Here is a 24,833-nt window from a genome sequence, read left to right as displayed (position 1 = left end):
CTATGGCTTTCGGATTTACTGACTGGGATGGTGCCGACGGCACTATTAAACCAGGTTCAATCAAACGCGCCTCCAGCTCTAACGATAAAGTCTGGGGGGAAGAGAACCTGACCGAAACGAAATTGCCCTACGGCACGTTCGTAGCTGTCAACCCGGACGGCGGCGTGATGCCTCTCGCAGCTGGCAAACGCATTCACGGGATTGTGGTGCGCGACATTTACGGTGATGGTGCACCGCACAATAAGCAGGTCAACGTAGGGCATTTTTCCCACGGCGATTGTGTTGGCGCGCTGACAGTCGATGACGCTGATTTTACTCGTGGCGCGGCGGCTTACATCGTGGCGACGGGTGCCGATGCCGGAAAGGTGACGACAGAAGCAGCCGGAAATATTGATTTGGGTTACTGGGTGGAAGATGTGAGCGCGGGTAATAACTGCGTGGCTATCACCCTGGGCTACGTACAACAGGCAGTTCAGCAGACGGAAGGAGCATAACCAATGCCTATGGAATCAGCAGATTTCGAAGAAGTGCTGCAGGAAGCGCTAACTGAGCGTGATATGCAGTTGCAAGAAAAAGAACTTCCAGAGATCAACATCGGTGAAGCCCTCCCGGTTAAAGACGGCCTGGATTTTTCTCTGGAATATGTGGATTTCGGCGTGTCAGAAGTGGTCGGGTCGGTTAAAGACGGCATCATTGGTAACAAAACCAACAGCCTGAAAACCATTGATAGTGAAATCGAATGGCTGAAAGCGCCTGTTGGCCAGTGGGCTAAAGCTGCAACCTGGACTCAGCAGGAACTGGAGAAGATCGCACGTCTGAACATCAACCTGCAGACCAAAAAGCAGGATGATCTGTATGCCAACGCCCTCGCTACCATTCAGTATGCCGGTTACGTCGGCCATCGCGGCGTTAAAGGTCAGGAAGGGTTGCTGACAGGGACGAAAGTACAGCTTATCACCGACACGTCAGGCAAAACCATTGCCGAAATGACCTCTGATGGGTTCGTGAAACTGGTGCTGGATGCTTATAACGCGGCATGGCGCAAATCCGGCTATCGTATCCAGCCAACGCATATCGCCATGGACGCCAGCGACTTTATGCTCGCCATGCAGAAATTCGACCCGAATCCGATTGTTGTGGGTACTGACCTGCTCCCGATTGCGGCGATGGATCGCATTATGGCGGCGCTGCGTAAGGCTTCTGGTAATGAGTCTTTCAACATTACTTTCGTGAAAGTCCCGAGCAATTACGCGGTAGGTATCAAATCGGGTAAAACCCGCCTGGCAATCTACACCTACGAAGCCGATTACATCGAAATGGAAGTGCATATGCCAGAACTGCTGGCAGCACGACAGCGTGATCTGCTGACCTATGAGTGTGGTTATCGCTCTGCCTTCGGTGGCGCGATGTGGAAACAGCCGCAGTCCGGGGTGTATGTGGATTACAAATCCTCTCCGGCAGAGTAATCACAGGGGGTAGCATGGAATTCACCGTTCGTTACCCCGAGTTCGCCAGTGTTGCCCCTGCACGCATAGAGGGGGCGCTACAGGATGCAGCTAACCAGATGAGCCGCAAGGTGTGGAACAAGCTCTACGAGCAAGGGCTTCATGCTTTAGCGGCGCATCTGCTGTATGCGGCTGGCGCGCTCACTCCCTCCGGAAGTAGTAACGGGAAACCCCTACAGACAATCACCAGCCGATCCGTTGCAGGTGTGTCTCTGGGCTACTCTGCGCCCGATGCCGGGTTTGGGGCCAGCCATGATGGATACGGCTCAAGCTCATTCGGTCAGGAGTACCTGAGGCTTCGTAAGCTGGTAGGTGTGCATGTACTGGCAATACGGTAGTTATCAGGGAGTGGTTTTTTATGACTCCGGAAGAAACGCTAAAGCTTACCACCGAATACCTGAAGAACCTGCAGGCGATGAAAACGCATTACGTTGCAGTAGGTTTGCCAGCGGGCAAGGTGGGAAATAAAACCCACGATGACGGAACATCGATAATTGAGATCGGGGCGGTTCACGAGTTCGGTGCTGAAATCGATCACCCTGGCGGGACGGGGTATATGGCAACCGGTGGAAAAGCTACGTTTACCCGCAATACCTTCATGGGTCCGGTTAGCGGATTTACAGCGGCTCACAAGATAACGATTCCTGAACGATCCTTTCTTCGCGCTCCTTTCACCCTCAAAAAGTCGGAAATTAACCGGGCAATCGAAAAGGCCTGTGAAGCCGTAGGCTCCGGGCGTATGGATGCTGACACCGCATTAAATTTGATAGGCGCGACGGCGCGAAATATCAGCGTGAAGGCCTTTGAGACTGCTGGGTATGGCACGTGGCCAGATATCACTGCTGCAACTAAAAAGGCTAAAGGATCGTCTGCGCCGTTAATTGATACAGGCGCCCTGCGTGGTGCCATAACGTGGGAGGTTCGTAAGTGAGCGACTTATCAGACCTTGATATGAGCGACGCGTTAATCGGCTGGGAACAGCCTGTAAAACTCAAAACCCGTACTGAAACCACCATCGATTTTGAACCGTCCGTGACTGTTAGCAGCCAGGACATTCTGGCGGTGGTGCAAAGTGCGAACAAAGAGAATCTGACGCTGGATAGCCTGGACTGGTCGAAAGAATATCTGCTGATTCATGCACGGCTGAAAATTGAAACCGGTCAGTTTATTGAGAAGGGAGGCAAGGATTACAAAGTCGTGTCCCAGGCCGATTTTATTGATTACGGATTCTGCGCTGTCATCGCCGAGGAAACCCGGCTCCCGCTACTGGTGCCAACGCCATGACACAACCCCACCTGAAAGCGGTCGCGCGTTTCGTGCGTGACCTTCTGGGCTACGACGAGCAGCTGATCAAGTTCGACCGTCGGAACGTACAGGCGTCCGACTTTTCCACAAGTTATGTCGTGGTAAATGGCTCACTACCGCAATCAGTGCTGGCCCGGGGCCAGGGCTTTAATGGTGACGCTGAAGTGATGACTTTTAGCGCCTCAGTGAGCCATGCGATTGTCCTGGAGTTTTACGGGGATAAGGCTTACGTCAACGCTGAAAGCTTCCTGATGCTGAGTGAAAGCCAGCACGCGAACGAACTGCGCCGCACGCATTCACTTACCATCATGGCCGTCTCAAACATCATCGATGTGGGGCAACTTCTGGGACAGTCCCACGGCAACCGTGTTCACCTGAGTTTCAATGTTCAGTATGCCCCTGCGCGGGACGTGCAGACACTGCGCATCGATACGCCGCAGTTTCAATTTTTAGAGGACAAGTAAATGTCGGCATCAATTAATAACGTCATTAATGTGACGCTTCTCGAAGAGGGACGGGCGGCGGCGCGAGATAACATCAACGTTTGCGCAATTCTGACCAGCCAGACGGGGGTATTGAGCACTGCTGAACGCTGGCGTTCATACAAAAGCGCATCTGCTGTCGAACAGGACTGGGGGGCTTCTTCAGTCACCGCAGCTTTTGCGAATGTGTTTTTCGGGACCAGTCCTAACCCGGTATCCGCGGGCGGCACGCTGATCGTCGGTTACTGGAACGCTGCCGGGGAAACGCTGCCTGCGACCAGCGGTGTACTGCGTGGCGGTGAGATTTCTCAGGCAGTCGTACTGCCAGCGTTACGCGAGAAGTCTGACTGGTCATTCAGTATTGAGATTGACGGCACTAAGCACGATGTGACTGAAATTAATGGCATGACGGCGACGACACTGGCAGATGTCATCGCCCAAATCCAGGCGAAAATTACGCCAGATGTTGCATCGGTTGTTTTTGATGGCAGCCGTATAGCGATTACCAGCAAATCGACAGGGACTAACTCTGTTGTTGGTTATCCGACAGTGCTGGATGGTGGCTCTTTTATTGGCGATCTGCTGGCGGTTGCGGAGGGTTCCGGCGCTTCGCTGGTAAACGGTAGCGCATCAACTGAGATTTCACCGGAAACACAACTGGAATCTCTCAGCAAACTCAAAGCGCAGGTCAACGTAAAAGGCGCGGCCTTCATCAACAAAATTCTCGATGCGCAGGTGCCGTTGATCGCTTCATGGGCTAAAGCGAACGCGGTAATCGTGTATGAGACATTTACCGGTTCGGCAGCTCTGGAAGTTGATCCGACTAACCCGGCATGGGCAGTAACACTCGCCAGCCAGAGTAATTTCCGCATGCTCTACAGCAAAGCAGGCAACCGGAAATTTGGTGTTAGCTATATGGCGCGCACGCATACCGTTAATTTCAACGGAGAACGCACTGCAATCACTTTGCACCTCAAAACGATGAACGTGCCGGCCGAAAGTTATGAGCAGACGGAGATCGACAAAGCGAAGCGTGTAGGTCTCGACATCTACACCACGATTAAAGACGTTCCCTGCGTGCTGTCGAGCGGTGCTAATGATTTTGTCGACAACGTCTATAACCTGATGGCCTACGTTGACGCAGTGCAGACGGATTCCTTCAACCTCCTTAAAACCACGCCGACTAAAGTCCCACAAACCTATTATGGCGTTGATCAGTTAGAGGACTGTGTAGAGAAAACCACGCATGGGTTTGTGAAGGCTGGGGTGTTCAATCCGGGTACCTGGACGCTGCCTGACTTCTTCGGGGATCGGGATATGTTTCTGCGAAATATCGAGCAAAACGGGTATTACGTGCTGGCCGGTGACCTGAAAGAGCAGTCAACCGCAGACAGGCAGGAACGCAAATCCCCGGTTGTTCAGGTAGCAGTGAAGAATGCTGGTGCTGTTCACAGTGCCGATATCATCATCAATTTCAATAAATAAGGAGCGGTAAATGTCTCAGATTGTTATCAGTGCAGATACCGCGACCATCGTTCTGAATGGGCGAATCATCACGGATATCGCTGCGGGGGACTACGTCACGCTGACGCCATCTAATCCGCTTACAAGCCGCGCCAATAGTGCGAATAACGGCGTCACAATCTCCGGGCGTGTTGATGCCGGGGTGCATGTGATGGTGATACGTGTCCAGAAATTTTCTAACGATGATATCTGGCTTAACCAGCAGCGTAACGCCGCGATCCCCGTTGTCTTTAACGGCTCAGTTAAAGAGTCGTTCGTGCGCGACGGCGCGGCACTGAAGGAAACCTACGATCTACAGGCCGGTTCTATCACTACACAACCGACGCAAACCAAAAACAACCAGGACGTTAACGCACTAATGGAATACACCATTGAGTACCGCAATGTCGTGCGTAACGTATAAGGCCAGATATGTCTAAAGAACAGCAGAAAAAAGCACTCGAGATGATCAAGGCGGTCTACGATGACGGTTTTGCTGAGATTAACGGCAACCGCTACGACTTTGCAGCGATGACGCACAAAAAACGCCGCAAGGTTTTTGCCTTCTTCACAGGCATTGCCTCTGAGTTATCGCGGCAGTCTCTTGAGTTTCTGGACTCAGAGCGATTCGAGGAAATTGAACGCCTGATGTTCGATTACGTTCTGTTTGACGGTGTGCAACTGTCCAAACAGCCGGAACACTTCGGATCCTACCCTGGTGATTACGTCATGCTAATCACAACAGCGCTTCAGGTTATCAGCCTGCCTTTTATGGGCGGGAGCAATATGAACTCACGTTCAGAAGCTCCAGACGTTCAGAAATTTACGTTAAATCCTCGAACATAAGCGACGACATGAGCATGTATCTGGCGCTATCAAAGGCCGGATACGGCCCCTATCACGAACTTGTTAAATTAGACACACCAGAGCTGTTTGACATGCTTGAGTTCGAGAATATCAGCGCAGACATTCAACACTACGAGATGGAGAAGGCGCGGAATGGCGATAGTTAACGAGCTTATTACCAAATTCGGTTTTATCGGTAATCTGGCGCCGCAGGAAACCTTCAATGCGAATCTGAAAGCGTCTATTGGTTTGCTTGCCGGGCTTGGGACCGCGATTCAGGGATCTGCTGGGACGATGGCTGCATGGTTTACTTCTATCATTGACGGCCTCGATCCCCTTGTCCAGTTCCACCGCGAGACCGGGCTTTCTGTGGAAGGGCTGCAAGAGCTTGGACGCGTGGCAGAGCTTAACGGCTCCAGCATGGAGGCAGTGACCGATTCCATCGGCGAAATGACCATGAGGATTGGCGAGTTTGTTTCAACTGGCGAAGGTGAAATGGCTGATATTAGCAAGCGGCTGGGTCTTCAGTTCAAGGATGCCAAAGGCAATGTTAAAGACGCCACGCAAACATTCACCGAGTTATCAGACAAAATGCGCGGCATGAGCCAGGCGGAGAAGTTTTCCGTACTGGATAAAATGGGCATCGACCGTTCGATGGTGCAGATGCTGTCACTTAGCCGCGAGGAACTGGATAAATCACTTCAACAGGCGCATGACTGGGGTGTTGTAACAACAGAACAGGCCGATGCCGCCGCCGAGTTTAATAAATCCCTTAAAGATCTTCGGATGGGCTACAGCTCTGTATCGACGCAGGTAGCCCTAAGTTTTCTTCCCATGCTGAAAGATATTATTGACGGTATGAGGGAGTGGCTTCACGCAAACGCCGACCTTATTAAAAATGGCCTGCATCATTTAGGTGAAATCATTTTTTCAGTAGCGGGCATGATACGGCGCTTATTGCCTCTCATTGGATTGGCAACAGCCGGGTTTGTGATATGGAAAATCGCGGCTATCGGGCTGCGAACGGTGCTCTCCACTATTTTCTCTCCCGTGCTCCTTATCACTGCAGCAATCGTTGGAGTCTTGCTGGTTATCGACGACCTGGTGGTGGCAATGCAGGGAGGCCAGAGCGTTATCGCAGACTTCTTCAGGGATAACTGGGGGATCGACATTGTTCCAGCGTTAAAGGCTGCAAAAGATGCGCTGATGGGGTTCATTAGTTACGCAATAGATATTTTTAAGCCGCTGGCGAATGCAATCGTCTCCATGTTTAAGTTCGTATGGCATCTCATCACAGGTGCGTTTACGGGTGATTTTCAGGATGCGATGACCGATGCGCAGAATTTCTTCGATTCTCTCATAGCGTTTATCACTGGTGCATTTGGTGTCGTTGGTGATGCGATTAAATACGTGTTTGGCGATGCCGGCGCGTTTGTCGTTGATGTGTTCACTACTGCAATCGAAAACACGAAGCTGATGTTCTCAGCACTATGGAAGTTAGTCACGGGCGATTTTGAAGGTGCATGGGGGGATGTGGTTAAAATCTTCGATAATGGCGTTGAACTGATGAAAAAACCGTTCACGGCCTTTATTGACTGGGCGAAAAACATCTTTGCTGGGCTGGGGGAATACATCAGCAATATTATCAGCAACGCTGCTTCAAATGCCTGGAATGCGACAAAGTCATTCTTCGGGTTCGGTGAGGATGAACCGCAGCAGGGTGTAACTGGCGGCGGTAGCGGCGGCATGAGTCCTGGTGGTATTCCTTACGGCATGAATGCTGCGGTGGGGATCGCTGGTGGTGGCGTGACAAGCAATTCAAGCGTCAGCCAGCAGAACACGATTCACATCAACACATCCGATCCGGTTGTCGCCGGGAATACTGCGGCAGATAGCCTGCAACAAAACATGAAGGATGCCAACCGGTTGAGTGGCAGAGGAGGTCGGTAATGGGGATTCTAGACGGCCTCATGCAGGCGCAATCTTCTGGCAAAGATACTGTTAAAAAGGTAGGGATCGGCGGGTTCTCAATGTTTGCCCGAGTGAGCGATGCTACTGAATACCCGTCTCAGGTTCCTGTAGACGTGCTGGAGGATGGCAGTAACGCGTCTGACGATATCATCAACGGCCCTCTGACGATAAAAATCAGCGGTGTTGTTGCCGATATCTATGTCGATGCGAAACCAAACTCTTCTTTTAGCCTGATGCCAGATTATTCGAAGTATGGCGAGGTGCTGGAGTACATCCCCACAAAGACGCAGCAGCAGTTGCAGAAAATGAATGAGATTGCCGATCGCGCAGAGCAGGCCATCTTAAAGGCAAAACGCCTGGCTGATAAAGGAGCCGACCTGTTTGGGCTGGTGGGCAACCCGTCTACTGGTGGCGCTAAAGGTATACGTGAGCAATTTCTCGACTTCATTGAGGGGGTGTACTACGGCAAGCAGCTTATTTCCGTGGAGGTGGATTATCGCACTCATGAAAATATGGCATTAAGCGGCCTTATCATCAGTACCGACAATCAAACGATGGAAACTAAGTTTGAAGCCAGTTTTACAAAAATCACCTTCACGCAACTGACTACCACCGCGATTGAGCAGCATTTCAAATCCCCCTCGGCAGCTGCTAAATCAAAAACGGCAGGCGTTGCTAATAAGGGGGCGCAGACGCCCGCTGATAATTCTAAAAAAAGTAACGGGACCAGCCAGTCAAAATCAGTCATGACCTCGTTAAAAGGGGCGGCGAAATCTTTATTCTAATGAGATCAACGTATGGATCCGATAACTAACATCACTGACGAACCTATCCAGCGGCATGTTCTGATTTTTGACCGTGGTGAGGCTGTGGTCACTATTCGATATCTGCCCACAGTAGAAATGTGGAAAATGCGCGTGGAGTACAACGGTGATTACATCGACGGCGTGAAACTGTCGTTGGCAACGCTGCATTTTCGTCACAAAAACTGGCCTTTCGATATTATGACCAAGGCGACGGACGGCAGCGGCATTGACCCGTATCGGGCTGATGACTTCGCCAGTGGGCGCATCGAATTGTATCTGGTCACGCCGGAAGAGATGATTGATATTCGCGGGGGAGACGTGCCGTGATGGATACTTTTTACCGTGACTATCGGCTGACGGTGGGGATCGGCAATCAAGCAGTGGTTATCGAGCCACCGATCACCGTGTCATTCAAGGCGCTGGAAACCGTGGACAAGAAGTCACTCGGCAAGCTGAGTGTGTCCATCAACGGGCTAAAGCCCTCCACGCGTCTGCAATTGCTCAAGTCCGAAGATGAAGAGAAGTATATCCCCGTTCGCCTCGAGGTTGGTTACGACGGCAAGCTGCGCCAGGTGTTTCAGGGTTCGGTTAAAAGCGGAGCAGTAAAGCGAGAGGGCGCTACCCATATAGTCAGCCTTGAATGCGAAGATGGCGGTCACGACTATATCAACGCCTTCACATCGCGCACGGTACGCGGGAAAGATCAGGTCGTCGATTCTGTCTTGCAGGATATGCCAAACACGAAAAAAGGCTCTGTGACGAAGCAACAAGCACTCATCAGGCCGAAGGTTCTGGTAGGTAGTTCCAGTAAAATTCTTACCGATACCCTTGCACCTGACGAGTCATTTTTCATCAAAGATGAGCGCGTCCACATCCTCAAGGCTAATGAGGTTACATCGGGTAACATTCCGGTCGTGAATGCGCGAAGCGGTCTGCTAAATACGCCTCAGTCAACCAAAATCAGCGCACAGGATGACGGCGGGAAGAAGGGGGAAACGCCAACCAATGAACCTGATACCGATCCGGCAGGCAAAAAAGACACCGACTCGAGCACCTTACCCAAATCATCGAAAGGGCAAATAGTATTCGACACGAAACTGAATCCTACACTGGTGATCGGTGGGCTTTGCGCTGTTGAAAGCGTGACGAACCCTGCGTTAAACGGGGTTTATAAGATATACCAGATTGAAACCAGCGGGCAGAACAACGGGGCAGCCTGGTATCAGAAGGTGGTGTGTCAGCCAGCGGGGAGTTACAAAGTGGTTTCTTGATAGGCGTCAAATATCTTTCTTTTTGTAAGTTAATGTATGTAATGGGTTTCTTTGATAGTGCTAACATCGATCTACTTTTGCAAAGGAGTGGTTAGATGAATAAAAAAATACTAATGGGATTTGTGGCGGCTTCAGTAGCACTGGCGTTGAGTGGTTGCAAAATTGATATGGGAGCATCAATACCCCTGTCAGGATTGCTGGGGAGTGAACTTAAAACAGGATCTGCGGACCTATATGTTGAAGTTCCCGCTTGCAATAGCTACGAGGATTCTCGCCAACCATCTAAAGGATTAGTTGATGCCAAGAATGAAATAGCACAAATTATTCCTGAAAGTGAGTTTAAAGAGTGTTTTCAGAAGAAATTCAATAGTTTTGCATCATTCTCAGTCCCTATTGCTTACGGGCCTGCCAACAAGGTAACTGATACAACAAGCCAAATCAGGGTTTTGCGTGACACTGAGAAAAATTTTGCTTATGTCGCATTTGGTCAAAAATTAAAGCAAAAGCTTGATCAGGCGAGGAAAAAACCAAGCATTGCAGGAGGCTTTTCTCCTTCAGATGTATCTTTATCTCTTAACTTAACGAATGACACCGATAAAACAATTACAGCGAGTTTTGTTGGGGTCTATATAGGGCAAGACCCTGTAATTGTCGCAAACGATATAGAAATTGGCGCGGGGAAAGTGGTTCCTTTGACGCTATCTAATGTCACAACATCAATGCTTTTTTCCGACATTAAAAATCGCTCTGCATGGTTTATGGATGGCATGAAGTAATTATGTACGAAGCCCACTTCGGTGGGCTTTCTGTTACATCTCATCAGCTTCACGAGAAATGTCGAACAGAACATTGATTGCTAGCAGGTAGGCATTATCAACTACGCCATAGGTGTCTCTTGTAATAACGTTCGAGTAACGGCTAAGGGCATTTTCCATGTATGCAATTAGTTCTTTATTACAGTGCTCACTTCGGTGATCTAGCAGGTGGAGGCCAAGGATAAAATGTCCATATTTTTCAAACATAGTGTTGATAAATTTCTCGTCCTCGGAGAGGTCAAAGAATTCATCAATCGAAAGAGGTCGGTTAAGTTGTTCGAGTCGAGTCAGTTCTCTTGATAGCCACTGACATCCATCGCGTAATTGCTCTGCGGTCAATTTCATAGAACGCCCTTATTAGTTAGTCAATAGTCCTTCAGTACATCGTCAATTGCTTTGTCTATAGCGTATCTTAACTTGTCTCCTAGGGGATCGTCTGGCGAATGCTTCCCATATAGAGCATCTTCAAGGATTTGGACTATTTCCGAGTTCATGGATCTGCCATTACGTTTTGCTCGTTCGGCGATGGCGTCACGCATTCCATTGGGCAGTCGAACATTAAATCTATCCATTTCTTGGCTAGGGAATTTACTCACCACGGACTCCTCATGATACAAATTGATATCATCATAGCACCTACTTGACATCATCTTAAATGGTGTTAAATTGGTGGTGGTTCCAATTTGGTGTCATTAAAAAGAGGTCGCAATGCACAACATGATTTACACGGGCCGAAAAAGTGAGAGCTTTCAGTTACGCTTGCCAGAGCAGATGAAGGAAGAAATTCGCCGTATGGCAGAAATGGACGGCATCTCGATCAACTCTGCAATAGTGCAGAGGCTGGCTAAAAGCCTTCGCGAGGAACGTGCCAATGCACGGTAAAAACAGCGAAGCCCGGAAGTGCGCTAACACTAACCGGGCCTCTATCGAAAATAACCGCACAGGAAATATCGACATGACTAATTTAGCAATAAACCCAACAGTTTGCACTATCAACGTACCATTCCACGGATCTGAGTTGTATGTTGTTAACCACAACGGCGAGCCATACACACCAATGCGCCCCATTATCGATGGCATGGGCATGGACTGGGCATCGCAATTCACAAAACTGAAATCACGCTTTGCTAAAGGGGTTGTGGAAATCACAATACCCACAGCTGGAGGCGTGCAAAAGATGATCTGCCTTGCTCTCCGCAAGCTGGCAGCCTGGCTTAACACCATCAGCCCTAACAAAGTTCGCCCGGAGATTCGCGAGCGCGTTATTCGTTACCAAGAGGAGTGCGACGATGTTCTGTACGAATACTGGACGAAGGGGCAGGTGACGAACCCGCGCAGCATGGAACCAGCAATCGACATGATGAATATTGATCTCCATCTCCGTATTCGCGATGGGCAGGTTGAGAGTATCGAGCGCATCGGGTCAGACATGTTTGTCGGTAAAGTTGAGCAGATACTAAGCGGTCTGCGTAAAAGCGGCTGGATAGTTATTAAGCGAGACCTTCTGGCAGAGAAATTGGCTACATGGTGATGTAGGTCGTTCACCAGTTACAGATAACCAACCCAGCTTCGGCTGGGTTTTTTTATGGGCGCTATTCATGATCGAAGAACTTCACGACACTATCGGCCTGGGTGTTGAATTTGCTCTGGCCGATGTTCACACCATTGTTGTCGCAAAAATAACGTCTGTAAATGACAAAACAATCAGTTGCGTCCCCGTTATCAATCGGGTTGTGAAAGGGAGCAGCAAGCAACTCCCAGAGTTCATTGAAGTCCCCCCGGTAATTTTGCAAGGCGGTGATAGTTATATCGCCGAACCAATTGCGGCTGGTGACTATTGCCTCGTCCTTATCTCTGAGCGTTGTTATGACGCCTGGTATGCGGGTAGCGACTTTGTTTCACCACTTGAAATGCGCATGCACGATTATTCAGATGGCTTTGCTCTGTGTGGGGTTAATCCACAGGCCACCGCTATCGCTATTCCTAAGAAGAACCGGATGATGAAGGGGGATACTGACCATGATGGAGATTTAAACCTCACAGGGAATATTACCCAGGAAGAGGGCAAGACGACTCTGGAAGAATGCGATGTTCTGAATGTACTTCAATATACCCAGGTAAAGACAGGCGGCAAATCAGGTGTGTCTGGTTCATTTCGAAGCGATGACGGGAAAACAATCACAGTTACCAACGGTATCGTCACGGAGATCTCATGATTGTTTCAGCACTTGATAAAAATGACGACTGGGGATTTGGGCGTGGGAAGGCAAACTATCTAACCGGCGGTGCTGCTATCGCGCAGAAAGCCAAATGCCGGATCCGCTCGTTCAAAAACGATAATCCTCTCAACATGGATGACAACATCGACTGGCTTTACCTGTTATCAGAGAAAAACACCGAGCAGGAGATTCTGCGGGAGATAGAGCGCGTGACGCTGGCGACGGATGGGGTTATGCGCATTACCGCTCTGGCGATGGAGGTCAATAAGGCCACCCGGTCACAAAAAATCGAACTCAGCATTGAGACCGTCTATGACCAGCAGACGATCACCTTCCCGGTCAACGGAGCGTTGAAGAATGGCACTACAGTTTAGCGACAACGGCCTTGAGACAAACACTCTCCGGGAGTTATTTCAGGAACTGAGCGACGGATATAAGGGAATTTATGGTCAGGATATCGATTTAGAGCAGGAATCTCCCGACGGTCAACGCGTGGCAATCGAAGCTCAGGCTCGGGCAGATATTGAAGCCGCGCTGCAATGGCTTTATTCTCAAATGGACCCCGATTTTAATACTGGTGATATGCAGCAGATTATCGCCAAACTTCACGGGCTTTTCCTTCGTCCTGGATCCCGTTCTCAGCGCGACCTTAAAGTCACAACAGACAGGCCGGTGCTTCTCTATAGCGGGTACAAGATACGGGACCAGGCAAATCAGGTCTGGGCTATCCGACAGGACGTGACTGTTCCGGCGGGCGTCACAACAGCTACCTTTTTTGCTCAAAACTTTGGGAAAGTTACTGGGCTTGTGAACGATACCTTCACTCAACTCACACCAGAACCAGGGATTGTGAGCATTATCTCTGATTCCGCGGTTGTGGTCGGTCGGGATGAGGAAACGCCTGAAGAATTCAGGCAACGCCGGAACCGGTCACTTGAGAACCCTGCAACAGGTAGCACTGGTGCGGTTTTCGCTAAAGTTGCCCAACTGCCAGGCGTAATTGATCTAAATATCGGTGAGAACGACACGAAAATTGATAATCCGACGACGGGGATCCCGGCCAATTCAATATGGCTGGTCGTTGAAGGTGGTGCGATCTCAGAAATAGTGGAGGTCATGGTCAAACAAAAAGGCGGTGGTACGGGAACGAAAGGCAGCATAACCGGGCGCTACACCGAAACCCTGATTCGGCCTGACGGTACTTCATTTCTTATAGCCCATGAACTTCAGCTTGATCGGCCTATCTACAAGCCGCTTCATATCAGACTAACTGCCCGCCGGAAAATACAAAACGAACCTATAGATATCGATACTCTCAAAAAATCGCTTGTATCACGCACGATGCATATCGGTGAGTCTGTGGATGCCAACGAATTTTATGAGAATGGCTATGGTGTCGGACGGGTGAATTTCGTGCTGACTAATTTGCAAATTAGCAGCAATGGAGTCGATTACACCGATGCTGAATTATCACCTGGCTTTCAGGGCAAGTTCACATTGAGTGTGGAAAATATAGACGTTAATGAGGTGCTCCAGTGAATGACGACATCATTAACCGCTATACGCTAATGCTGATTAAGCAGTACTGGGAAAAGAAAAAGGCAAGGTCAGAGATACAGGCCATGCTCCGGCACTGGCAAATCATCGCCGATTTTATTCGTAACCCAGATAACTTTGATCTCGACCGGGTTACCGGATACAGGCTCGATGTGATTGGCCGGATAGTTGGGCTTCCCCGTAGCGTGCCTGCTGTTATTGCCCGTGTATTTTTCGGGTTTGACGGACATCTGGATACCGCAGGCTTCGATAGTAAATCTAATGCGGCGTATGTCGGCGCACCTTTCTACAGCAAGTTTTCGCCGGCATATGGCGACTATCAACTGGCTGACAATGAGTATCGCAGGTTCCTCCGGGTCAAAATTGCGCGAAACGCCGCAGGTGCAACGATAGCGTCAGACGATCGGGTCAGCCTGCAGGATGTTATACAGACGGCATTCAACGGCGAAGCTTACGTGACCGACAGAAAAGACATGACGCTTGCGCTGAACGTTTCGCCGCGGGTATCAGTTGAAGAGTTACGCCTGATTGTGAAGCTTGGTCTGCTGCCGAAACCTGCGGGCGTTCGATACGATTATTTTTATCAGGTGACTCCTGGTCTGACATTCGGTTTCTCGCGAAACCCTTCGGCCAGAGGATTCGCCAGCAAGTTTAATACTGCCTACCAGGGCGGTTTTTTTTCGAGGAAAATCCATGTCTAAGATTGCACGATATCAGGGAAATGTTCGGGCTTTTGCCTCTGATGCACAGGGAATGGAAAGAACCGTTTTTGGTGGAACAAATCAGGCAGATGACCTGACCTCGCAGATCACGGCATCTTTCCTTCGCGGATGGGGAATTGTTGGCGCTTCCGAACACCCCTCGCTTGAGGACTTCAATGCGGCAATGTATGCAATGAGTCAGTTCATTGCGTATCAGCACCAAATGGGGGTTCCAGAGTGGCATGCAGAACAGGAATATCATATCGGTTCGATCTGCACACATAACGGTGAATCTTATCAGTCCTTACAAAATGCAAATATTGGTAGCCAGCCGCCATCAGCAAAATGGACTCCTGTATTAACATCAAAAAACGGTCTCGCAAACCTTGGTATTGATGACGTGATTCACGGTGACTGGGCCAATATTGCTGGGTTTTTATCAGGAGATAAAACCAAACCGTATTTCCGCCACGCCGGGATTAAATCAGATATACCGCTGCAATTGCAGAATTCTGTGCTGGATGAGCTTTCTGGAAAAACTCAGGCGCAACTACGAACGTACCTTGAGTTGCAGTCAGCAGCCCAACGCAGTGTTGGTACAGGCGCTGATCAGATCCCCGATATGAGTTCTTTTACAAAAACATTGAATAACACGGGATATCAGAAGCTACCCGGAGGACTAATCATACAATGGGGACGAGAGACCATCCCCGCCGGTGGGATATTTGTGAATTTTCCCATTTCTTTTCCAAACGCTGTTTTTTCTGTTGCTCTGGGTGCTGCTGGTGACACCAGCGCTATCATCACTGCGAATGATTATCAGAATAATGGGTTTAGTTTTTCCTCAAACAAACCAACTGTCGTCCCACAGACATACATTGCGGTAGGTTACTGATATGAACAAATATAAATATGATGGAAAAACAAATTCATTTTATCCCTACAGCCTGAAATCAGAATATGAGCTAGCGGGAACATGGCCAGAATCAGGGCAGGATGTCGATGATGCAGTTTTTAAAGAGTTTTCCACATCGCCACCAGGAAAAACCAGAATTGCTGGCGATAACGGCCTTCCGGCATGGGCAGACATCCCCCCCCCAACAAAAGATGAGTTGGTAGCAGAAGCGGCAGTAAAAAAATCCCTGTTGATTGCCGAAGCATCGAATGTCATCGCGCCACTGAAAGACGCCTCTGATGGTGGGTATATTGATGATGCCGACAAGCCAAGGCTGGCTGCGTGGCAAAAATACCGCTATGCGCTGACGAAAGTTGACCCGGCCAACCCGGTATGGCCCGAAAAGCCAGCGGAGTAGGAAAGGAACCTTTGATGGAATGGGGCGCGTGCAGTCATATTGGTTGCATTGGTTCTGCCACCTGATTTTTTCACATTACAGATGGCATGCGTAACAGCGTGCCATAGAAATTTCTGTTCTGGAGTTTTGATCCCGAAAATTTCCCGACGACCTCACGAAATCAATGGCAACTGATTGATCTTGAATGATTGCAATAGTAAGTATCAGAAGGTGTTATTTAGTGGATTTTTGGTGTTAACTTACTGAAGTATATAGATTATTACGGTTTGAGTTGTAAACAGGAATCGTATTCGGTCTCTTTTTATGTGGCGAATGCGATGCCATCCAGGGCGAAACACGGCGTATTGCATGCTGCATTCTCCATAAACCATACCATACTCCTGCCCACGATCGTCCAGGCTTTTTTACCATCATTGCTAAAATTATAATCAGGTACCCTTGTAATCTGGAGGCGACATGGGACGACCTGGCAATATCTATCAACGAATCGACGGTACGCAGTGGCGTCACGTCTGGGTGGTTGGGGATATCCACGGATGCTTCTCGATGCTGATGGCTAAACTGCGCCAGTACCGTTTTGATCCCTGGCAGGATCTGCTGGTTTCTGTGGGGGATGTTATCGACCGTGGACCAGACAGTTTGCGTTGTCTGAAACTACTGCGTAAACGCTGGATTGTCGCGGTCAGGGGGAACCATGAACAGATGGCGCTGGACGCGCTGGCGACGGGGGATCAATTCATGTGGTTTATGAATGGTGGCTCGTGGTTCGAGCAGGCGGAGCAACCGGCAGCGAAATTTGCTCTTGAAGGGTGTTGGCAGTTACCCTGGATTCTGGAGCTGCATTGTCAGAACGGTATACACGTTATTGCTCATGCCGATTACCCGGATGATGATTATCAGTGGCTAAAAGAGATCGATTTACAGCGCGTGCTGTGGGACCGCTCGAGACTGATGAACAGTGGTTGTGCGATTCGCGGCGCGGATCACTTCTGGTTTGGCCACACGCCGTTGCGCCATCGGCTGGATCGCGAGAATCTACACTATATTGATACCGGCGCTGTATTCGGCGGCGAGTTAACGCTGGTACAACTGCAATAATCAAAAATCGCTGTATTCCTGGGCCGGATGCCAGAAACTGTCGATGTAGTCGTCCGCAGGTAAACATCCGCCGTTACGAATACGTTGATCGTCCATCGATATCAGGCACTGCTGCTCAGTTTTGTAGACATCAACCACGATATCTTCACAACCGCCATCCAGATAGCACACAAAAAGAACCAGCGTGAACATTCCATCCTCAAATGGTAAAGCCATACCTGTAGTGTAGAAGATGTTGATAGATGAGGGAAATTAACCAAGAAATAACCCGTCTGGCGACGGGTTCTTTTTGAATCAGGCAAGGCGCATGATCCAGGCATCTGACTTACGATCGTAGTGTTCGCGAAATAGTACTGAATGTTCTCCGTTCAACAGGGCCGGGACGCTGGTGTCGGCATCCCAGGCATCCAGTTGCATACATAAATCTGGATCGGATTTACATGGAATGGTTAACGTTCGGTCCCCCGGCGATTCGCCATGTAACTCGGCGTCGTCGATTTCAAAAGCGCCAATGCGCACACTGGTTTTCATCATCGTGCTCTCCGTTAATTTGCTGGTTGTGGTACGACCAGTTAGGCCGTCCATTTTTCAGCGTAGTCAACGTTAGCAAAAGCGCCAGTAAAAACGTGCGTTATCCCATAAAGAGTTTGCCATCCCGGACAAGATCGCGCGGATAGCTATTCTTCAGTCGCGATCCAATGCGTTTTGCCAGACCGATCGGCTGATGCTGGAACGTAACCAGTACGTCGTCACTCGTCGGTGCGGTTTGCGGGTAAACATCTCTACCGCGATACCACTCTTCCGCTTCGGCAAGGGTCAGCTCGAATGCATGGCTGTGGTTCGGATCGGCGAGGGCGATAACGGCCTCATGCTGCCAGCGATACCCTTTATTGTGGGTTTCAGCCAGTTTGATCCCGAGTCGAGAAAAGCGAACCTTGCCAATCAGAGGTTCAATGTCAGTCGGGAACAGCCAGATCTCTTTATCGCGCTGCCACAGGCGTAAATTATCTTCCCACTGCAGTCCACAAGCGCTCGCGGCTTGCGCGACAAGCGCAGACTCGCGTCCCTTCAGCGGGCTAAACGGGAAGTTGCCGACTTTATATGTCGGCGCTGGTAGTGCAGGGATTGCAGCTGTTTTGCGCAAACGCGCCACGAAGAATCCTTCGCAATCGTAGATCTGCGGGAACACATGCAGGAACCCTTCCGGCGTCTGGGCGCGTTCGGCCTGCGGAAATAAATCGCCCAGAGGTAAAAACTCGACGGCATCCGGGTAAGTTTCAATCAACCACTGCATGATATTTTCATTTTCGTCACGATTAAGCGTACAGGTCGAGTAAACCAGTGTGCCACCGGGACGCAGGGCGTGGAAGGCGCTGTCGAGTAGTTCGCGTTGGGTCGCGGCAATTTCCAGATTACTTTCTACAGACCAGTTTTTTAGCGCATCGGGGTCTTTACGCACCACGCCTTCACCGGAACACGGTGCATCGAGCAATATGGCATCAAATGATTCCGGCAACGCGGCACCAAATACGCGTCCGTCAAAATGGGTCAGGGCGACGTTGGCTATCCCGCAACGGCTGATATTGGCATGCAGGACTTTGACGCGACTGGCAGAAAACTCATTCGCCAGAATGGCACCTCGATTATTCATTTTTGCGGCAATTTGCGTGGTTTTGGAGCCGGGGGCGGCCGCAACATCCATTACGCGTTCCGGGGTATTGCCTGCGGCAAACAGCGCAGCGACTGGCAGCATTGAGCTGGCTTCCTGAATATAAAACAGGCCGCTTAAATGTTCTGCTGTGCTGCCGAGCGGCACTGACTCTTCATCATCGCGTTCGATCCAGAAACCTTCCGTACACCAGGGAATCGGAGTGAGAGACCAGTTGTAAGGTGCTGTCAGCGCGAGGAAATCAGCAACGGAGATTTTCAGCGTATTGACGCGAATGCTGCGGCGCAACGGGCGCTGACAGGCAGCGAGAAATTCATCGAATGAGAGCGTGGAAGGCATTGCTTCACGCATTTGAGTCAGAAAGGCGTCGGGAAAATAAGCCACTTGGTACCACCGGCAAAAAAACAGGTGCGCAGTGTAGCATAACTGCTCCGGCGTACGTACTCGCGCCGGAGCAGTGGATACATTAACGTGGCAGGGCGGTGCCCCATTCACGCCACTCTTTCGGTTCGCTTTCCAGCAACAGGAAGTGTTTACCTGCCTGTGCTTTAGGAGCCAGCGGTGTACCTGGTGGAGTCGCGAAGGCGATGCCGCCGCGAATGAACTGGTTGAAGGTACCAGTCTTCACGACACCGCCGGTCAAACCGAAGTCGAGATTGTAGCCGGATGCCAGCCAGAACACGGAGTTGTTGCGCACCAGATGCTGATAGCGCTGGCTAATGCGCATGGCAACCATCACACGATCGGAAAGCGAGCCCAGCGTCAGCCCGGTGACGGTCCCCACTTCAATGCCTCTGAACAGGACCGGCGTACCGATATTCAGCGAACCTGCTTCTGGTGCTTCCACCACAATACTCAGACCATCGAGGTAACGAGAGTCGGTAATGGTAGCTTCCTGCAGTTCAAAATCACGGCGCGGATTACCGCGTCCGGGTTCAACGTTGATATACGGCTGCAGGATTGTATCCAGATGCTCCACGCCCGCTGCCGAAATTTGCGGGGTGATCACGGAGAAGCGGGTACCGCTTCGCGCAAAGGTCTGCACGTATTCCGGGTACAGAACCGCTTTTGCCTGAACTTCGTTACGGGCGGTGATCAGCTCAAGCGTCTGGATCTGGCCGATATCGATTCCCAGGTAGCGAATTGGCATGCCAGCAGCGAGTTTACCGGCATCGAACGCATGCAGCGTTATCTGGCCGCCGACCGCACGCGCGGCGGTTTCCGAAGCATACAGAATACGCTTGTCGCCTTTACGTTGACTGGCGCTGGCACCGCTTAAATTATCGAAGCTAATCGCCCCTTTAAGCGCGCGTGAAAGGGGAGATGCCTGTACGGTTAATCCGCTGCCGTTAAGCTGAACTTTTGCTCCGCCTTCGGCCCAGAACACGCTGTTGCTGGTCAACAGGTTGCGATATTCCGGTTTGATATGCAGATCGATATCAAACGCATCGGCGCGAGGACGAACGCTAATCACTTCACCGACCTCGAATTTGCGGTAAAGCACCACCGAGCCGGCCTGCACATCAGGCAGCGTTTCGGCGCTCAGGCTGACCGTGGTGGTTGGCAGATCGCTCAGACTGTTTTCAATCGCTTTCTCCAGGTTAGCGTAAAGCGGGTAGCTTTTTTTCATTTCACCTTTAGTACCGGGCAAAATACGAATGCCGCCGCTGAGCCACTCACTGGCGCTGGCACCCAGGAACTCCACGCCATCAAGTCCGACTTTGACATCCACGCGGCTGTTCACCACGAACTTACTGTCACCCTGCACCAGGTCACGATGCTGTGGTTCAACAGCAACGGTAAATGAGACGCCTTTGCTGGAAAGCGTACGCTCAATCACCTGACCGACCTGTACGCCGTGAAGAATTAGCGGCTGGCCAGCATCAATACCGTAACTCTCCGGCGCTGTCAGCGTAAACGTCATGACACCTGGGTCGTGTAACAACGACTTCTCAGCGGGGATAACGACAAACTGGTTACGCGGCTCGCCTTCGCCAGGTACCAGCTCGAAAGTTTTACCTGTCAGCAGCGAACTGAGATTCACATCGCTTAACGATAATTTAGGGCTGTGTAACTCAATTCGTGTGTTGTCACGCAGTAGCGTTACGACGCTGGGATCGACCGTCATTTCGCCGGTGACTTTACCGCCTGGGTTTAAATCCAGTTTTGTGAGCTGACCGACTTCTAATCCTTGATACATCAGCGATGTTGAGCCTGCTTTGAGTCCATCTCCGCTGGTTAAATCAAGCTTGACGATTACTCCGCGTTGGCTGTGCGCAAGATCCTGATAGAGACCAAACGTGTCGTCTGCCGCAGCGGGTTTTGAGTCTTCAGGTGAATCAAAAGCAATGGCACCGTTGACCAGCGCCGCCAGACTCTCCAGTTTGATCTTCGCACCGCTAAGGCTGACATCCGCATCCACACCGGAGACGTTCCAGAAGCGGCTACCTTTTTTCACCAGATTAGTAAAACGACGTTCGATCAGCACGTCGATGGTTACACCCTGGTTATTTGGGTTAATGGTGTAGTCATACACCCTGCCCACCGGAATCTTACGGAAATAAACCAGTGAACCGCTATTAAGCGATCCGAGATCAGGGGCGCGCAGGTGCAGCATTAAATCGCCATTATCCAGACGATACTTGGGCTGAGTGTCGAGGGCGACGAAATGATCCTCGGCCTCGCCAGTACCGGGCATCATGCCGATATAGTTGCCGCCAACCAACGCATCCAGACCAGAAACCCCAGCCAGCGACGCCTTTGGCGTGACCAGCCAGAACTGGGTATCTTTACGCAGCGCATCTTTCATGCTCGATTTGATGCTGACGCGGACTTCAATTTTGCGTAGATCTTCGCTGAGGTTGATATCTTGTACCGTGCCCACTTCAACGCCCTGATAGCGAACGGGAGTACGGCCTGGCACAATGCCGTCCGCAGACATAAAGTCAATGGTCACGGTATTGCCACGATCTTCATAGCTTCCCCAGATAAGCCATCCTGCGATCATCAGCGCGATGAACGGCAGCAGCCAGAACGGGGAGATACGGCGTTTTGTTTTAATCTGCGCTTCAGTCTGCGAAGCGGGCGTTTCCTGACTCATGTGCATCCCAAAGTAAGCGGCTGTCCAGCCATTCCACAGCAAGAATAGTCAATATTACCGCTGCGCCGAAATAAAACGCAGCCGGTCCCATAGTAAAAGCAAGTATCTGATCGCGATTTATCAGCGACATGGTTAACGCGATAACAAAGAGATCCAGCATCGACCAGCGGCCAATCCAGGTCACCATACGCAGTAGTTTTATACGGGTGCGCAACCCTTGTTCACAATTAAAGTGGATGCTGAATAGCAACGTAAACATCACAATCACTTTGGTAAATGGCACTAATATACTGGCGATAAACACGATCGCCGCTACGCCGACATTACTGTTTGCCAAAGACATTATGCCTGACAGGATTGTGTCTTCCTGCCGGCCGCCGTTGACATAAATTACCGAGATGGGCAGCAGGTTAGCGGGTAAAAGCAGGACAATCGAGGCCAGCAGAGCCGCCCAACACTTTTGGATACTTTGATTTCTGCGCCAGCGCAACGGAATATGGCAGCGGGGGCAGCGACCGCGGGCGTCCGGATAACCTGTAAAATGGCAGCCAAGGCAGACGCGGAGCTTATCATCGGGCCGACGAGCCGGTCTTTGCGGGTAAAAACGGTCCCAAAGTTGCTCTACGTTAAGATGCGACAGTGTCAAAATACTGAGGATCACCAGCGCAATAAAAGCAAACAACCCCACACCTGGTTGCAAAAAAGCATAGTCCTGAACCTTGATTGATGCGACGCCGATACCTACAAGGTAGATATCGAGCATCACCCACTCTTTGAGCCTTTCCAGCATCAGCAGCACCGGGCGCAGGTTCATCCCGAGAATATTGCCAAACCACAGATAAGCAATTGAGGTCACGAGAATTATCGGCGCGCCGGCGACGCAAAAGAGCACGAAGGAGGCGGTGAGGGGATCGCCTTGTCGGGTCATTTGCCAGATGCCTTGCATCACATTGGCATCGATGCGCACGCCTAATAAATAGATGTGCAGGAGTGGCTCTCCCCAGGCAAAGGGCATCAGCAGCAACATGGTGAAAGCCATTGCCGCCAGTCGCGTTAACGACCAGTCGCGTCCGTCACGAATTTTTGCCTGGCAGCGTGGGCAAAAGGCACTTTGGTGCGAACGCATTTTAGGCAAGCTAAAGATTAGGTCACATTCAGGGCAGCGATGATAATGTGCACGAGGTAGTGCCTCACCGATGGACCTGATGGCTATTTTTTTAGTTGGCGTGATGCGTGGTGTCGTTAAGGCCATGTATCGCGAATCAAATTGTTGAAGTAATGTTATCTTAACTCATGACGGGAATGATCTTGAGCATTAACGCATTTAATGTTTATTTTAGTAGGCTGCAGTTTTAAGTAAGACAACTAAGTGATTATATAATGAACAAAATAGAGCTATACACGGATCTGAACCGTGATTTTCAGGCATTGATGGCAGGTGAAACCAGTTTTCTGGCAACGCTGGCGAATACCAGTGCATTGTTGTACGAGCGTCTTGCAGAAGTGAATTGGGCCGGTTTTTACCTGCTTGAGGACGATACGCTGGTGCTTGGTCCCTTCCAGGGCAAAATTGCCTGCGTGCGGATCCCGGTAGGGCGCGGTGTGTGCGGTACCGCAGTGGCGCAGAACCAGGTTCAGCGTATTGAGGACGTACATGCTTTTGATGGGCACATCGCCTGTGATGCCGCCAGCAATGCTGAAATCGTCCTGCCGATCGCTGTCGACAATCAGATAATAGGCGTGCTGGATATTGATAGCACGGCATTTGGCCGCTTTACTGAAGAAGATGAACAAGGTCTGCGTACGCTTGTGGCACAGCTTGAAACCGTGCTTGCAACGACGGATTACAAAAAATTCTTTGCGCGCGTCGCAGGATAATCAACGGATAACGTAGCAATTACTGATGACGTCATTATAATGTCGCCTGTTCATGCCTGCGCTTGTTGGCTACGTCCGTTGTAATCAGGAAATTTCATGGAAAATCAACCTAAGTTGAATAGCAGTAAAGAAGTCATCGCGTTTCTGGCCGAACGCTTCCCGCAGTGTTTTAGTGCGGAAGGCGAAGCGCGCCCACTGAAAATTGGCATTTTTCAGGATCTGGTAGAGCGTGTTGAGGGTGAAATGAACCTCAGCAAGACTCAGCTCCGTTCTGCCTTACGTCTCTATACTTCAAGCTGGCGCTATCTGTATGGCGTTAAATTGGGCGCAACGCGTGTTGATCTCGACGGCAACCCTTGTGGTGAGCTGGATGAACAACATGTTGAACATGCTCGCAAACAGCTGGAAGAAGCTAAAGCCCGTGTTCAGGCGCAACGCGCAGAGCAACAGGCGAAAAAACGCGAAGCGGCCGCTGCCGCCGGTGAAAAAGAAGACGCACCGCGTCGCGAGCGTAAGCCGCGTCCTGCACCGCGTCGTAAAGAAGGTGCTGAGCGTAAACCTCGCGCTGAAAAACCAGCAGCAAAAGCACCGCGTGCTCCTCGCGAAGAACAGCATACCCCGGTATCTGATATTTCAGTACTGACGGTAGGGCAGTCTCTGAAGGTGAAAGCAGGAAATAATGCGATGGATGCCACCGTATTAGAAATCACCAAAGATGGCGTCCGTGTACAGCTGAATTCGGGTATGTCTTTGATTGTACGCGCAGAACACCTGGTGTTCTGAAACGGAGGCCA

At 50.5% G+C, this 24,833-nt stretch carries 31 protein-coding genes and 2 pseudogenes; 26 read left to right on the top strand and 7 right to left on the bottom strand.

Annotated features, from left to right (window positions below; translation table 11 throughout):
• The first annotated feature begins 2 nt into the window (after positions 1 to 2).
• The 15 genes from OGY18_RS13055 (at position 3) to OGY18_RS12985 (ending at position 10,465) form a co-directional block, all read left to right on the top strand.
• The gene (locus OGY18_RS13055) at positions 3 to 494 is read left to right on the top strand and encodes a structural cement protein Gp24 (protein ID WP_143425718.1); all 492 of its coding nucleotides are present in this window, start codon (positions 3 to 5) and stop codon (positions 492 to 494) included.
• 3 nt (positions 495 to 497) lie between these two features.
• Positions 498 to 1,466, top strand: a complete 969-nt coding sequence (locus tag OGY18_RS13050) for a major capsid family protein (protein WP_001767245.1) — start codon at positions 498 to 500, stop codon at positions 1,464 to 1,466.
• Between the two features lie 14 nt (positions 1,467 to 1,480).
• Entirely contained in the window at positions 1,481 to 1,843 is a 363-nt protein-coding gene (locus OGY18_RS13045) for a DUF4054 domain-containing protein (protein WP_019076905.1), read from the top strand.
• A gap of 20 nt (positions 1,844 to 1,863) precedes the next feature.
• Positions 1,864 to 2,436, top strand: coding sequence for a phage virion morphogenesis protein (locus OGY18_RS13040; protein ID WP_286553268.1), 573 nt, complete (start codon positions 1,864 to 1,866; stop codon positions 2,434 to 2,436).
• Positions 2,433 to 2,789 (top strand): hypothetical protein, encoded by a 357-nt coding sequence (locus tag OGY18_RS13035; protein ID WP_286553267.1) that lies wholly within the window; start codon positions 2,433 to 2,435, stop codon positions 2,787 to 2,789. The genes OGY18_RS13040 and OGY18_RS13035 overlap by 4 nt, the downstream gene beginning before the upstream one ends.
• Complete coding sequence (locus tag OGY18_RS13030; protein WP_286553266.1) at positions 2,786 to 3,274, top strand: phage neck terminator protein; 489 nt, start codon at positions 2,786 to 2,788, stop codon at positions 3,272 to 3,274. The genes OGY18_RS13035 and OGY18_RS13030 overlap by 4 nt, the downstream gene beginning before the upstream one ends.
• Positions 3,275 to 4,777 carry a DUF3383 family protein gene (locus OGY18_RS13025; protein WP_286553264.1) on the top strand — a complete coding sequence of 501 codons (1,503 nt, stop codon included), beginning with the start codon at positions 3,275 to 3,277 and terminating at the stop codon, positions 4,775 to 4,777.
• A gap of 10 nt (positions 4,778 to 4,787) precedes the next feature.
• The gene (locus tag OGY18_RS13020; RefSeq protein WP_019076901.1) at positions 4,788 to 5,219 is read left to right on the top strand and encodes a hypothetical protein; all 432 of its coding nucleotides are present in this window, start codon (positions 4,788 to 4,790) and stop codon (positions 5,217 to 5,219) included.
• Between the two features lie 8 nt (positions 5,220 to 5,227).
• A complete protein-coding gene (locus OGY18_RS13015) occupies positions 5,228 to 5,641 on the top strand; it encodes a hypothetical protein (RefSeq protein ID WP_286553263.1) in 414 nt (137 codons plus the stop codon).
• Positions 5,642 to 5,649: 8 nt separating this feature from the next.
• Positions 5,650 to 5,808 (top strand): hypothetical protein, encoded by a 159-nt coding sequence (locus OGY18_RS13010; RefSeq protein ID WP_019076900.1) that lies wholly within the window; start codon positions 5,650 to 5,652, stop codon positions 5,806 to 5,808.
• The gene (locus OGY18_RS13005) at positions 5,795 to 7,591 is read left to right on the top strand and encodes a phage tail tape measure protein (RefSeq protein ID WP_163449130.1); all 1,797 of its coding nucleotides are present in this window, start codon (positions 5,795 to 5,797) and stop codon (positions 7,589 to 7,591) included. The genes OGY18_RS13010 and OGY18_RS13005 overlap by 14 nt, the downstream gene beginning before the upstream one ends.
• Entirely contained in the window at positions 7,591 to 8,397 is an 807-nt protein-coding gene (locus OGY18_RS13000) for a phage baseplate protein (protein ID WP_163449129.1), read from the top strand. The genes OGY18_RS13005 and OGY18_RS13000 overlap by 1 nt, the downstream gene beginning before the upstream one ends.
• A 12-nt stretch (positions 8,398 to 8,409) precedes the next feature.
• Positions 8,410 to 8,745 (top strand): hypothetical protein, encoded by a 336-nt coding sequence (locus OGY18_RS12995; RefSeq protein WP_137398724.1) that lies wholly within the window; start codon positions 8,410 to 8,412, stop codon positions 8,743 to 8,745.
• The gene (locus OGY18_RS12990) at positions 8,745 to 9,689 is read left to right on the top strand and encodes a hypothetical protein (protein ID WP_286553286.1); all 945 of its coding nucleotides are present in this window, start codon (positions 8,745 to 8,747) and stop codon (positions 9,687 to 9,689) included. The genes OGY18_RS12995 and OGY18_RS12990 overlap by 1 nt, the downstream gene beginning before the upstream one ends.
• 95 nt (positions 9,690 to 9,784) lie before the next feature.
• Positions 9,785 to 10,465 (top strand): DUF7424 family protein, encoded by a 681-nt coding sequence (locus tag OGY18_RS12985; RefSeq protein ID WP_286553258.1) that lies wholly within the window; start codon positions 9,785 to 9,787, stop codon positions 10,463 to 10,465.
• 33 nt (positions 10,466 to 10,498) lie between these two features.
• Here the strand turns inward: OGY18_RS12985 and OGY18_RS12980 are convergent, their stop codons facing one another.
• On the bottom strand, positions 10,499 to 10,849 hold the full coding sequence (locus OGY18_RS12980; RefSeq protein WP_070802476.1) for a hypothetical protein: 351 nt from the start codon (positions 10,847 to 10,849) through the stop codon (positions 10,499 to 10,501).
• A 110-nt stretch (positions 10,850 to 10,959) separates the two neighbouring features.
• Positions 10,960 to 11,100, bottom strand: a pseudogene (locus tag OGY18_RS12975) (Arc family DNA-binding protein); the annotation flags it as partial.
• 112 nt (positions 11,101 to 11,212) lie between these two features.
• Between OGY18_RS12975 and OGY18_RS12970 the strand changes: the two are divergent.
• From OGY18_RS12970 to pphA, 9 genes and pseudogenes are all read left to right on the top strand, one after another.
• Positions 11,213 to 11,386, top strand: a complete 174-nt coding sequence (locus OGY18_RS12970; RefSeq protein ID WP_286553253.1) for an Arc family DNA-binding protein — start codon at positions 11,213 to 11,215, stop codon at positions 11,384 to 11,386.
• A 73-nt stretch (positions 11,387 to 11,459) separates the two neighbouring features.
• Positions 11,460 to 11,858, top strand: a pseudogene (locus tag OGY18_RS12965) (phage antirepressor N-terminal domain-containing protein); the annotation flags it as partial.
• A 244-nt stretch (positions 11,859 to 12,102) separates the two neighbouring features.
• The gene (locus OGY18_RS12960; protein ID WP_286553252.1) at positions 12,103 to 12,720 is read left to right on the top strand and encodes a Gp138 family membrane-puncturing spike protein; all 618 of its coding nucleotides are present in this window, start codon (positions 12,103 to 12,105) and stop codon (positions 12,718 to 12,720) included.
• On the top strand, positions 12,717 to 13,097 hold the full coding sequence (locus OGY18_RS12955) for a contractile injection system sheath initiator (protein WP_085348089.1): 381 nt from the start codon (positions 12,717 to 12,719) through the stop codon (positions 13,095 to 13,097). Before OGY18_RS12960 ends, OGY18_RS12955 begins: the two co-directional genes overlap by 4 nt.
• Complete coding sequence (locus tag OGY18_RS12950) at positions 13,081 to 14,262, top strand: baseplate J/gp47 family protein (protein WP_286553250.1); 1,182 nt, start codon at positions 13,081 to 13,083, stop codon at positions 14,260 to 14,262. Before OGY18_RS12955 ends, OGY18_RS12950 begins: the two co-directional genes overlap by 17 nt.
• Positions 14,259 to 14,981, top strand: coding sequence for a baseplate wedge 1 family protein (locus OGY18_RS12945; RefSeq protein ID WP_103285362.1), 723 nt, complete (start codon positions 14,259 to 14,261; stop codon positions 14,979 to 14,981). The genes OGY18_RS12950 and OGY18_RS12945 overlap by 4 nt, the downstream gene beginning before the upstream one ends.
• Positions 14,974 to 15,876: a gp53-like domain-containing protein gene (locus tag OGY18_RS12940; RefSeq protein ID WP_286553248.1), complete on the top strand. Its 903-nt coding sequence runs from the start codon at positions 14,974 to 14,976 to the stop codon at positions 15,874 to 15,876. Before OGY18_RS12945 ends, OGY18_RS12940 begins: the two co-directional genes overlap by 8 nt.
• A 1-nt stretch (position 15,877) precedes the next feature.
• The gene (locus OGY18_RS12935; RefSeq protein ID WP_286553246.1) at positions 15,878 to 16,294 is read left to right on the top strand and encodes a tail fiber assembly protein; all 417 of its coding nucleotides are present in this window, start codon (positions 15,878 to 15,880) and stop codon (positions 16,292 to 16,294) included.
• 456 nt (positions 16,295 to 16,750) lie between these two features.
• Complete coding sequence (pphA, locus tag OGY18_RS12930; RefSeq protein ID WP_003833791.1) at positions 16,751 to 17,392, top strand: protein-serine/threonine phosphatase; 642 nt, start codon at positions 16,751 to 16,753, stop codon at positions 17,390 to 17,392.
• Here pphA and OGY18_RS12925 read toward each other — a convergent pair whose 3' ends face one another.
• The 5 genes from OGY18_RS12925 to yebS form a co-directional block, all read right to left on the bottom strand.
• Positions 17,393 to 17,584, bottom strand: coding sequence for a YdfD/YebW family protein (locus tag OGY18_RS12925; protein ID WP_003034941.1), 192 nt, complete (start codon positions 17,582 to 17,584; stop codon positions 17,393 to 17,395).
• Between the two features lie 102 nt (positions 17,585 to 17,686).
• Complete coding sequence (locus tag OGY18_RS12920) at positions 17,687 to 17,923, bottom strand: YebV family protein (RefSeq protein ID WP_029139506.1); 237 nt, start codon at positions 17,921 to 17,923, stop codon at positions 17,687 to 17,689.
• 100 nt (positions 17,924 to 18,023) lie between these two features.
• Complete coding sequence (gene rsmF, locus OGY18_RS12915; RefSeq protein ID WP_286553244.1) at positions 18,024 to 19,445, bottom strand: 16S rRNA (cytosine(1407)-C(5))-methyltransferase RsmF; 1,422 nt, start codon at positions 19,443 to 19,445, stop codon at positions 18,024 to 18,026.
• A gap of 82 nt (positions 19,446 to 19,527) precedes the next feature.
• Entirely contained in the window at positions 19,528 to 22,161 is a 2,634-nt protein-coding gene (locus OGY18_RS12910; protein WP_286553242.1) for a PqiB family protein, read from the bottom strand.
• Positions 22,130 to 23,413 carry a membrane integrity lipid transport subunit YebS gene (yebS, locus tag OGY18_RS12905; protein ID WP_286553240.1) on the bottom strand — a complete coding sequence of 428 codons (1,284 nt, stop codon included), beginning with the start codon at positions 23,411 to 23,413 and terminating at the stop codon, positions 22,130 to 22,132. The genes OGY18_RS12910 and yebS overlap by 32 nt, the downstream gene beginning before the upstream one ends.
• A 128-nt stretch (positions 23,414 to 23,541) precedes the next feature.
• Between yebS and msrC the strand changes: the two genes are divergently transcribed.
• Together msrC and proQ are read left to right on the top strand one after the other, a co-directional pair.
• Entirely contained in the window at positions 23,542 to 24,039 is a 498-nt protein-coding gene (gene msrC, locus OGY18_RS12900) for a free L-methionine (R)-S-oxide reductase MsrC (protein ID WP_003833782.1), read from the top strand.
• A 96-nt stretch (positions 24,040 to 24,135) separates the two neighbouring features.
• Complete coding sequence (gene proQ, locus OGY18_RS12895) at positions 24,136 to 24,822, top strand: RNA chaperone ProQ (protein WP_003833781.1); 687 nt, start codon at positions 24,136 to 24,138, stop codon at positions 24,820 to 24,822.
• Positions 24,823 to 24,833 lie beyond the last annotated feature (11 nt).

Source organism: Citrobacter sp. Cpo142 (assembly GCF_030332425.1).
In the GTDB taxonomy this organism is placed as follows: domain Bacteria; phylum Pseudomonadota; class Gammaproteobacteria; order Enterobacterales; family Enterobacteriaceae; genus Citrobacter; species Citrobacter portucalensis.
This window is presented reverse-complemented; position numbering and strand designations above follow the sequence as displayed.

Bases quoted from the DNA above. Each gene is read 5' to 3' on its own strand.
- OGY18_RS13055 (WP_143425718.1), top strand. From the start codon at position 3: ATGGCTTTCGGATTTACTGACTGGGATGGTGCCGACGGCACTATTAAA.
- OGY18_RS13050 (WP_001767245.1), top strand. From the start codon at position 498: ATGCCTATGGAATCAGCAGATTTCGAAGAAGTGCTGCAGGAAGCGCTA.
- OGY18_RS13045 (WP_019076905.1), top strand. From the start codon at position 1,481: ATGGAATTCACCGTTCGTTACCCCGAGTTCGCCAGTGTTGCCCCTGCA.
- OGY18_RS13040 (WP_286553268.1), top strand. From the start codon at position 1,864: ATGACTCCGGAAGAAACGCTAAAGCTTACCACCGAATACCTGAAGAAC.
- OGY18_RS13030 (WP_286553266.1), top strand. From the start codon at position 2,786: ATGACACAACCCCACCTGAAAGCGGTCGCGCGTTTCGTGCGTGACCTT.
- OGY18_RS13025 (WP_286553264.1), top strand. From the start codon at position 3,275: ATGTCGGCATCAATTAATAACGTCATTAATGTGACGCTTCTCGAAGAG.
- OGY18_RS13020 (WP_019076901.1), top strand. From the start codon at position 4,788: ATGTCTCAGATTGTTATCAGTGCAGATACCGCGACCATCGTTCTGAAT.
- OGY18_RS13015 (WP_286553263.1), top strand. From the start codon at position 5,228: ATGTCTAAAGAACAGCAGAAAAAAGCACTCGAGATGATCAAGGCGGTC.
- OGY18_RS13010 (WP_019076900.1), top strand. From the start codon at position 5,650: ATGAGCATGTATCTGGCGCTATCAAAGGCCGGATACGGCCCCTATCAC.
- OGY18_RS13005 (WP_163449130.1), top strand. From the start codon at position 5,795: ATGGCGATAGTTAACGAGCTTATTACCAAATTCGGTTTTATCGGTAAT.
- OGY18_RS13000 (WP_163449129.1), top strand. From the start codon at position 7,591: ATGGGGATTCTAGACGGCCTCATGCAGGCGCAATCTTCTGGCAAAGAT.
- OGY18_RS12995 (WP_137398724.1), top strand. From the start codon at position 8,410: ATGGATCCGATAACTAACATCACTGACGAACCTATCCAGCGGCATGTT.
- OGY18_RS12990 (WP_286553286.1), top strand. From the start codon at position 8,745: ATGGATACTTTTTACCGTGACTATCGGCTGACGGTGGGGATCGGCAAT.
- OGY18_RS12985 (WP_286553258.1), top strand. From the start codon at position 9,785: ATGAATAAAAAAATACTAATGGGATTTGTGGCGGCTTCAGTAGCACTG.
- OGY18_RS12980 (WP_070802476.1), bottom strand. From the start codon at position 10,849: ATGAAATTGACCGCAGAGCAATTACGCGATGGATGTCAGTGGCTATCA.
- OGY18_RS12970 (WP_286553253.1), top strand. From the start codon at position 11,213: ATGCACAACATGATTTACACGGGCCGAAAAAGTGAGAGCTTTCAGTTA.
- OGY18_RS12960 (WP_286553252.1), top strand. From the start codon at position 12,103: ATGATCGAAGAACTTCACGACACTATCGGCCTGGGTGTTGAATTTGCT.
- OGY18_RS12955 (WP_085348089.1), top strand. From the start codon at position 12,717: ATGATTGTTTCAGCACTTGATAAAAATGACGACTGGGGATTTGGGCGT.
- OGY18_RS12950 (WP_286553250.1), top strand. From the start codon at position 13,081: ATGGCACTACAGTTTAGCGACAACGGCCTTGAGACAAACACTCTCCGG.
- OGY18_RS12940 (WP_286553248.1), top strand. From the start codon at position 14,974: ATGTCTAAGATTGCACGATATCAGGGAAATGTTCGGGCTTTTGCCTCT.
- OGY18_RS12935 (WP_286553246.1), top strand. From the start codon at position 15,878: ATGAACAAATATAAATATGATGGAAAAACAAATTCATTTTATCCCTAC.
- pphA (WP_003833791.1), top strand. From the start codon at position 16,751: ATGGGACGACCTGGCAATATCTATCAACGAATCGACGGTACGCAGTGG.
- OGY18_RS12925 (WP_003034941.1), bottom strand. From the start codon at position 17,584: ATGTTCACGCTGGTTCTTTTTGTGTGCTATCTGGATGGCGGTTGTGAA.
- OGY18_RS12920 (WP_029139506.1), bottom strand. From the start codon at position 17,923: ATGAAAACCAGTGTGCGCATTGGCGCTTTTGAAATCGACGACGCCGAG.
- OGY18_RS12910 (WP_286553242.1), bottom strand. From the start codon at position 22,161: ATGAGTCAGGAAACGCCCGCTTCGCAGACTGAAGCGCAGATTAAAACA.
- yebS (WP_286553240.1), bottom strand. From the start codon at position 23,413: ATGGCCTTAACGACACCACGCATCACGCCAACTAAAAAAATAGCCATC.
- msrC (WP_003833782.1), top strand. From the start codon at position 23,542: ATGAACAAAATAGAGCTATACACGGATCTGAACCGTGATTTTCAGGCA.
- proQ (WP_003833781.1), top strand. From the start codon at position 24,136: ATGGAAAATCAACCTAAGTTGAATAGCAGTAAAGAAGTCATCGCGTTT.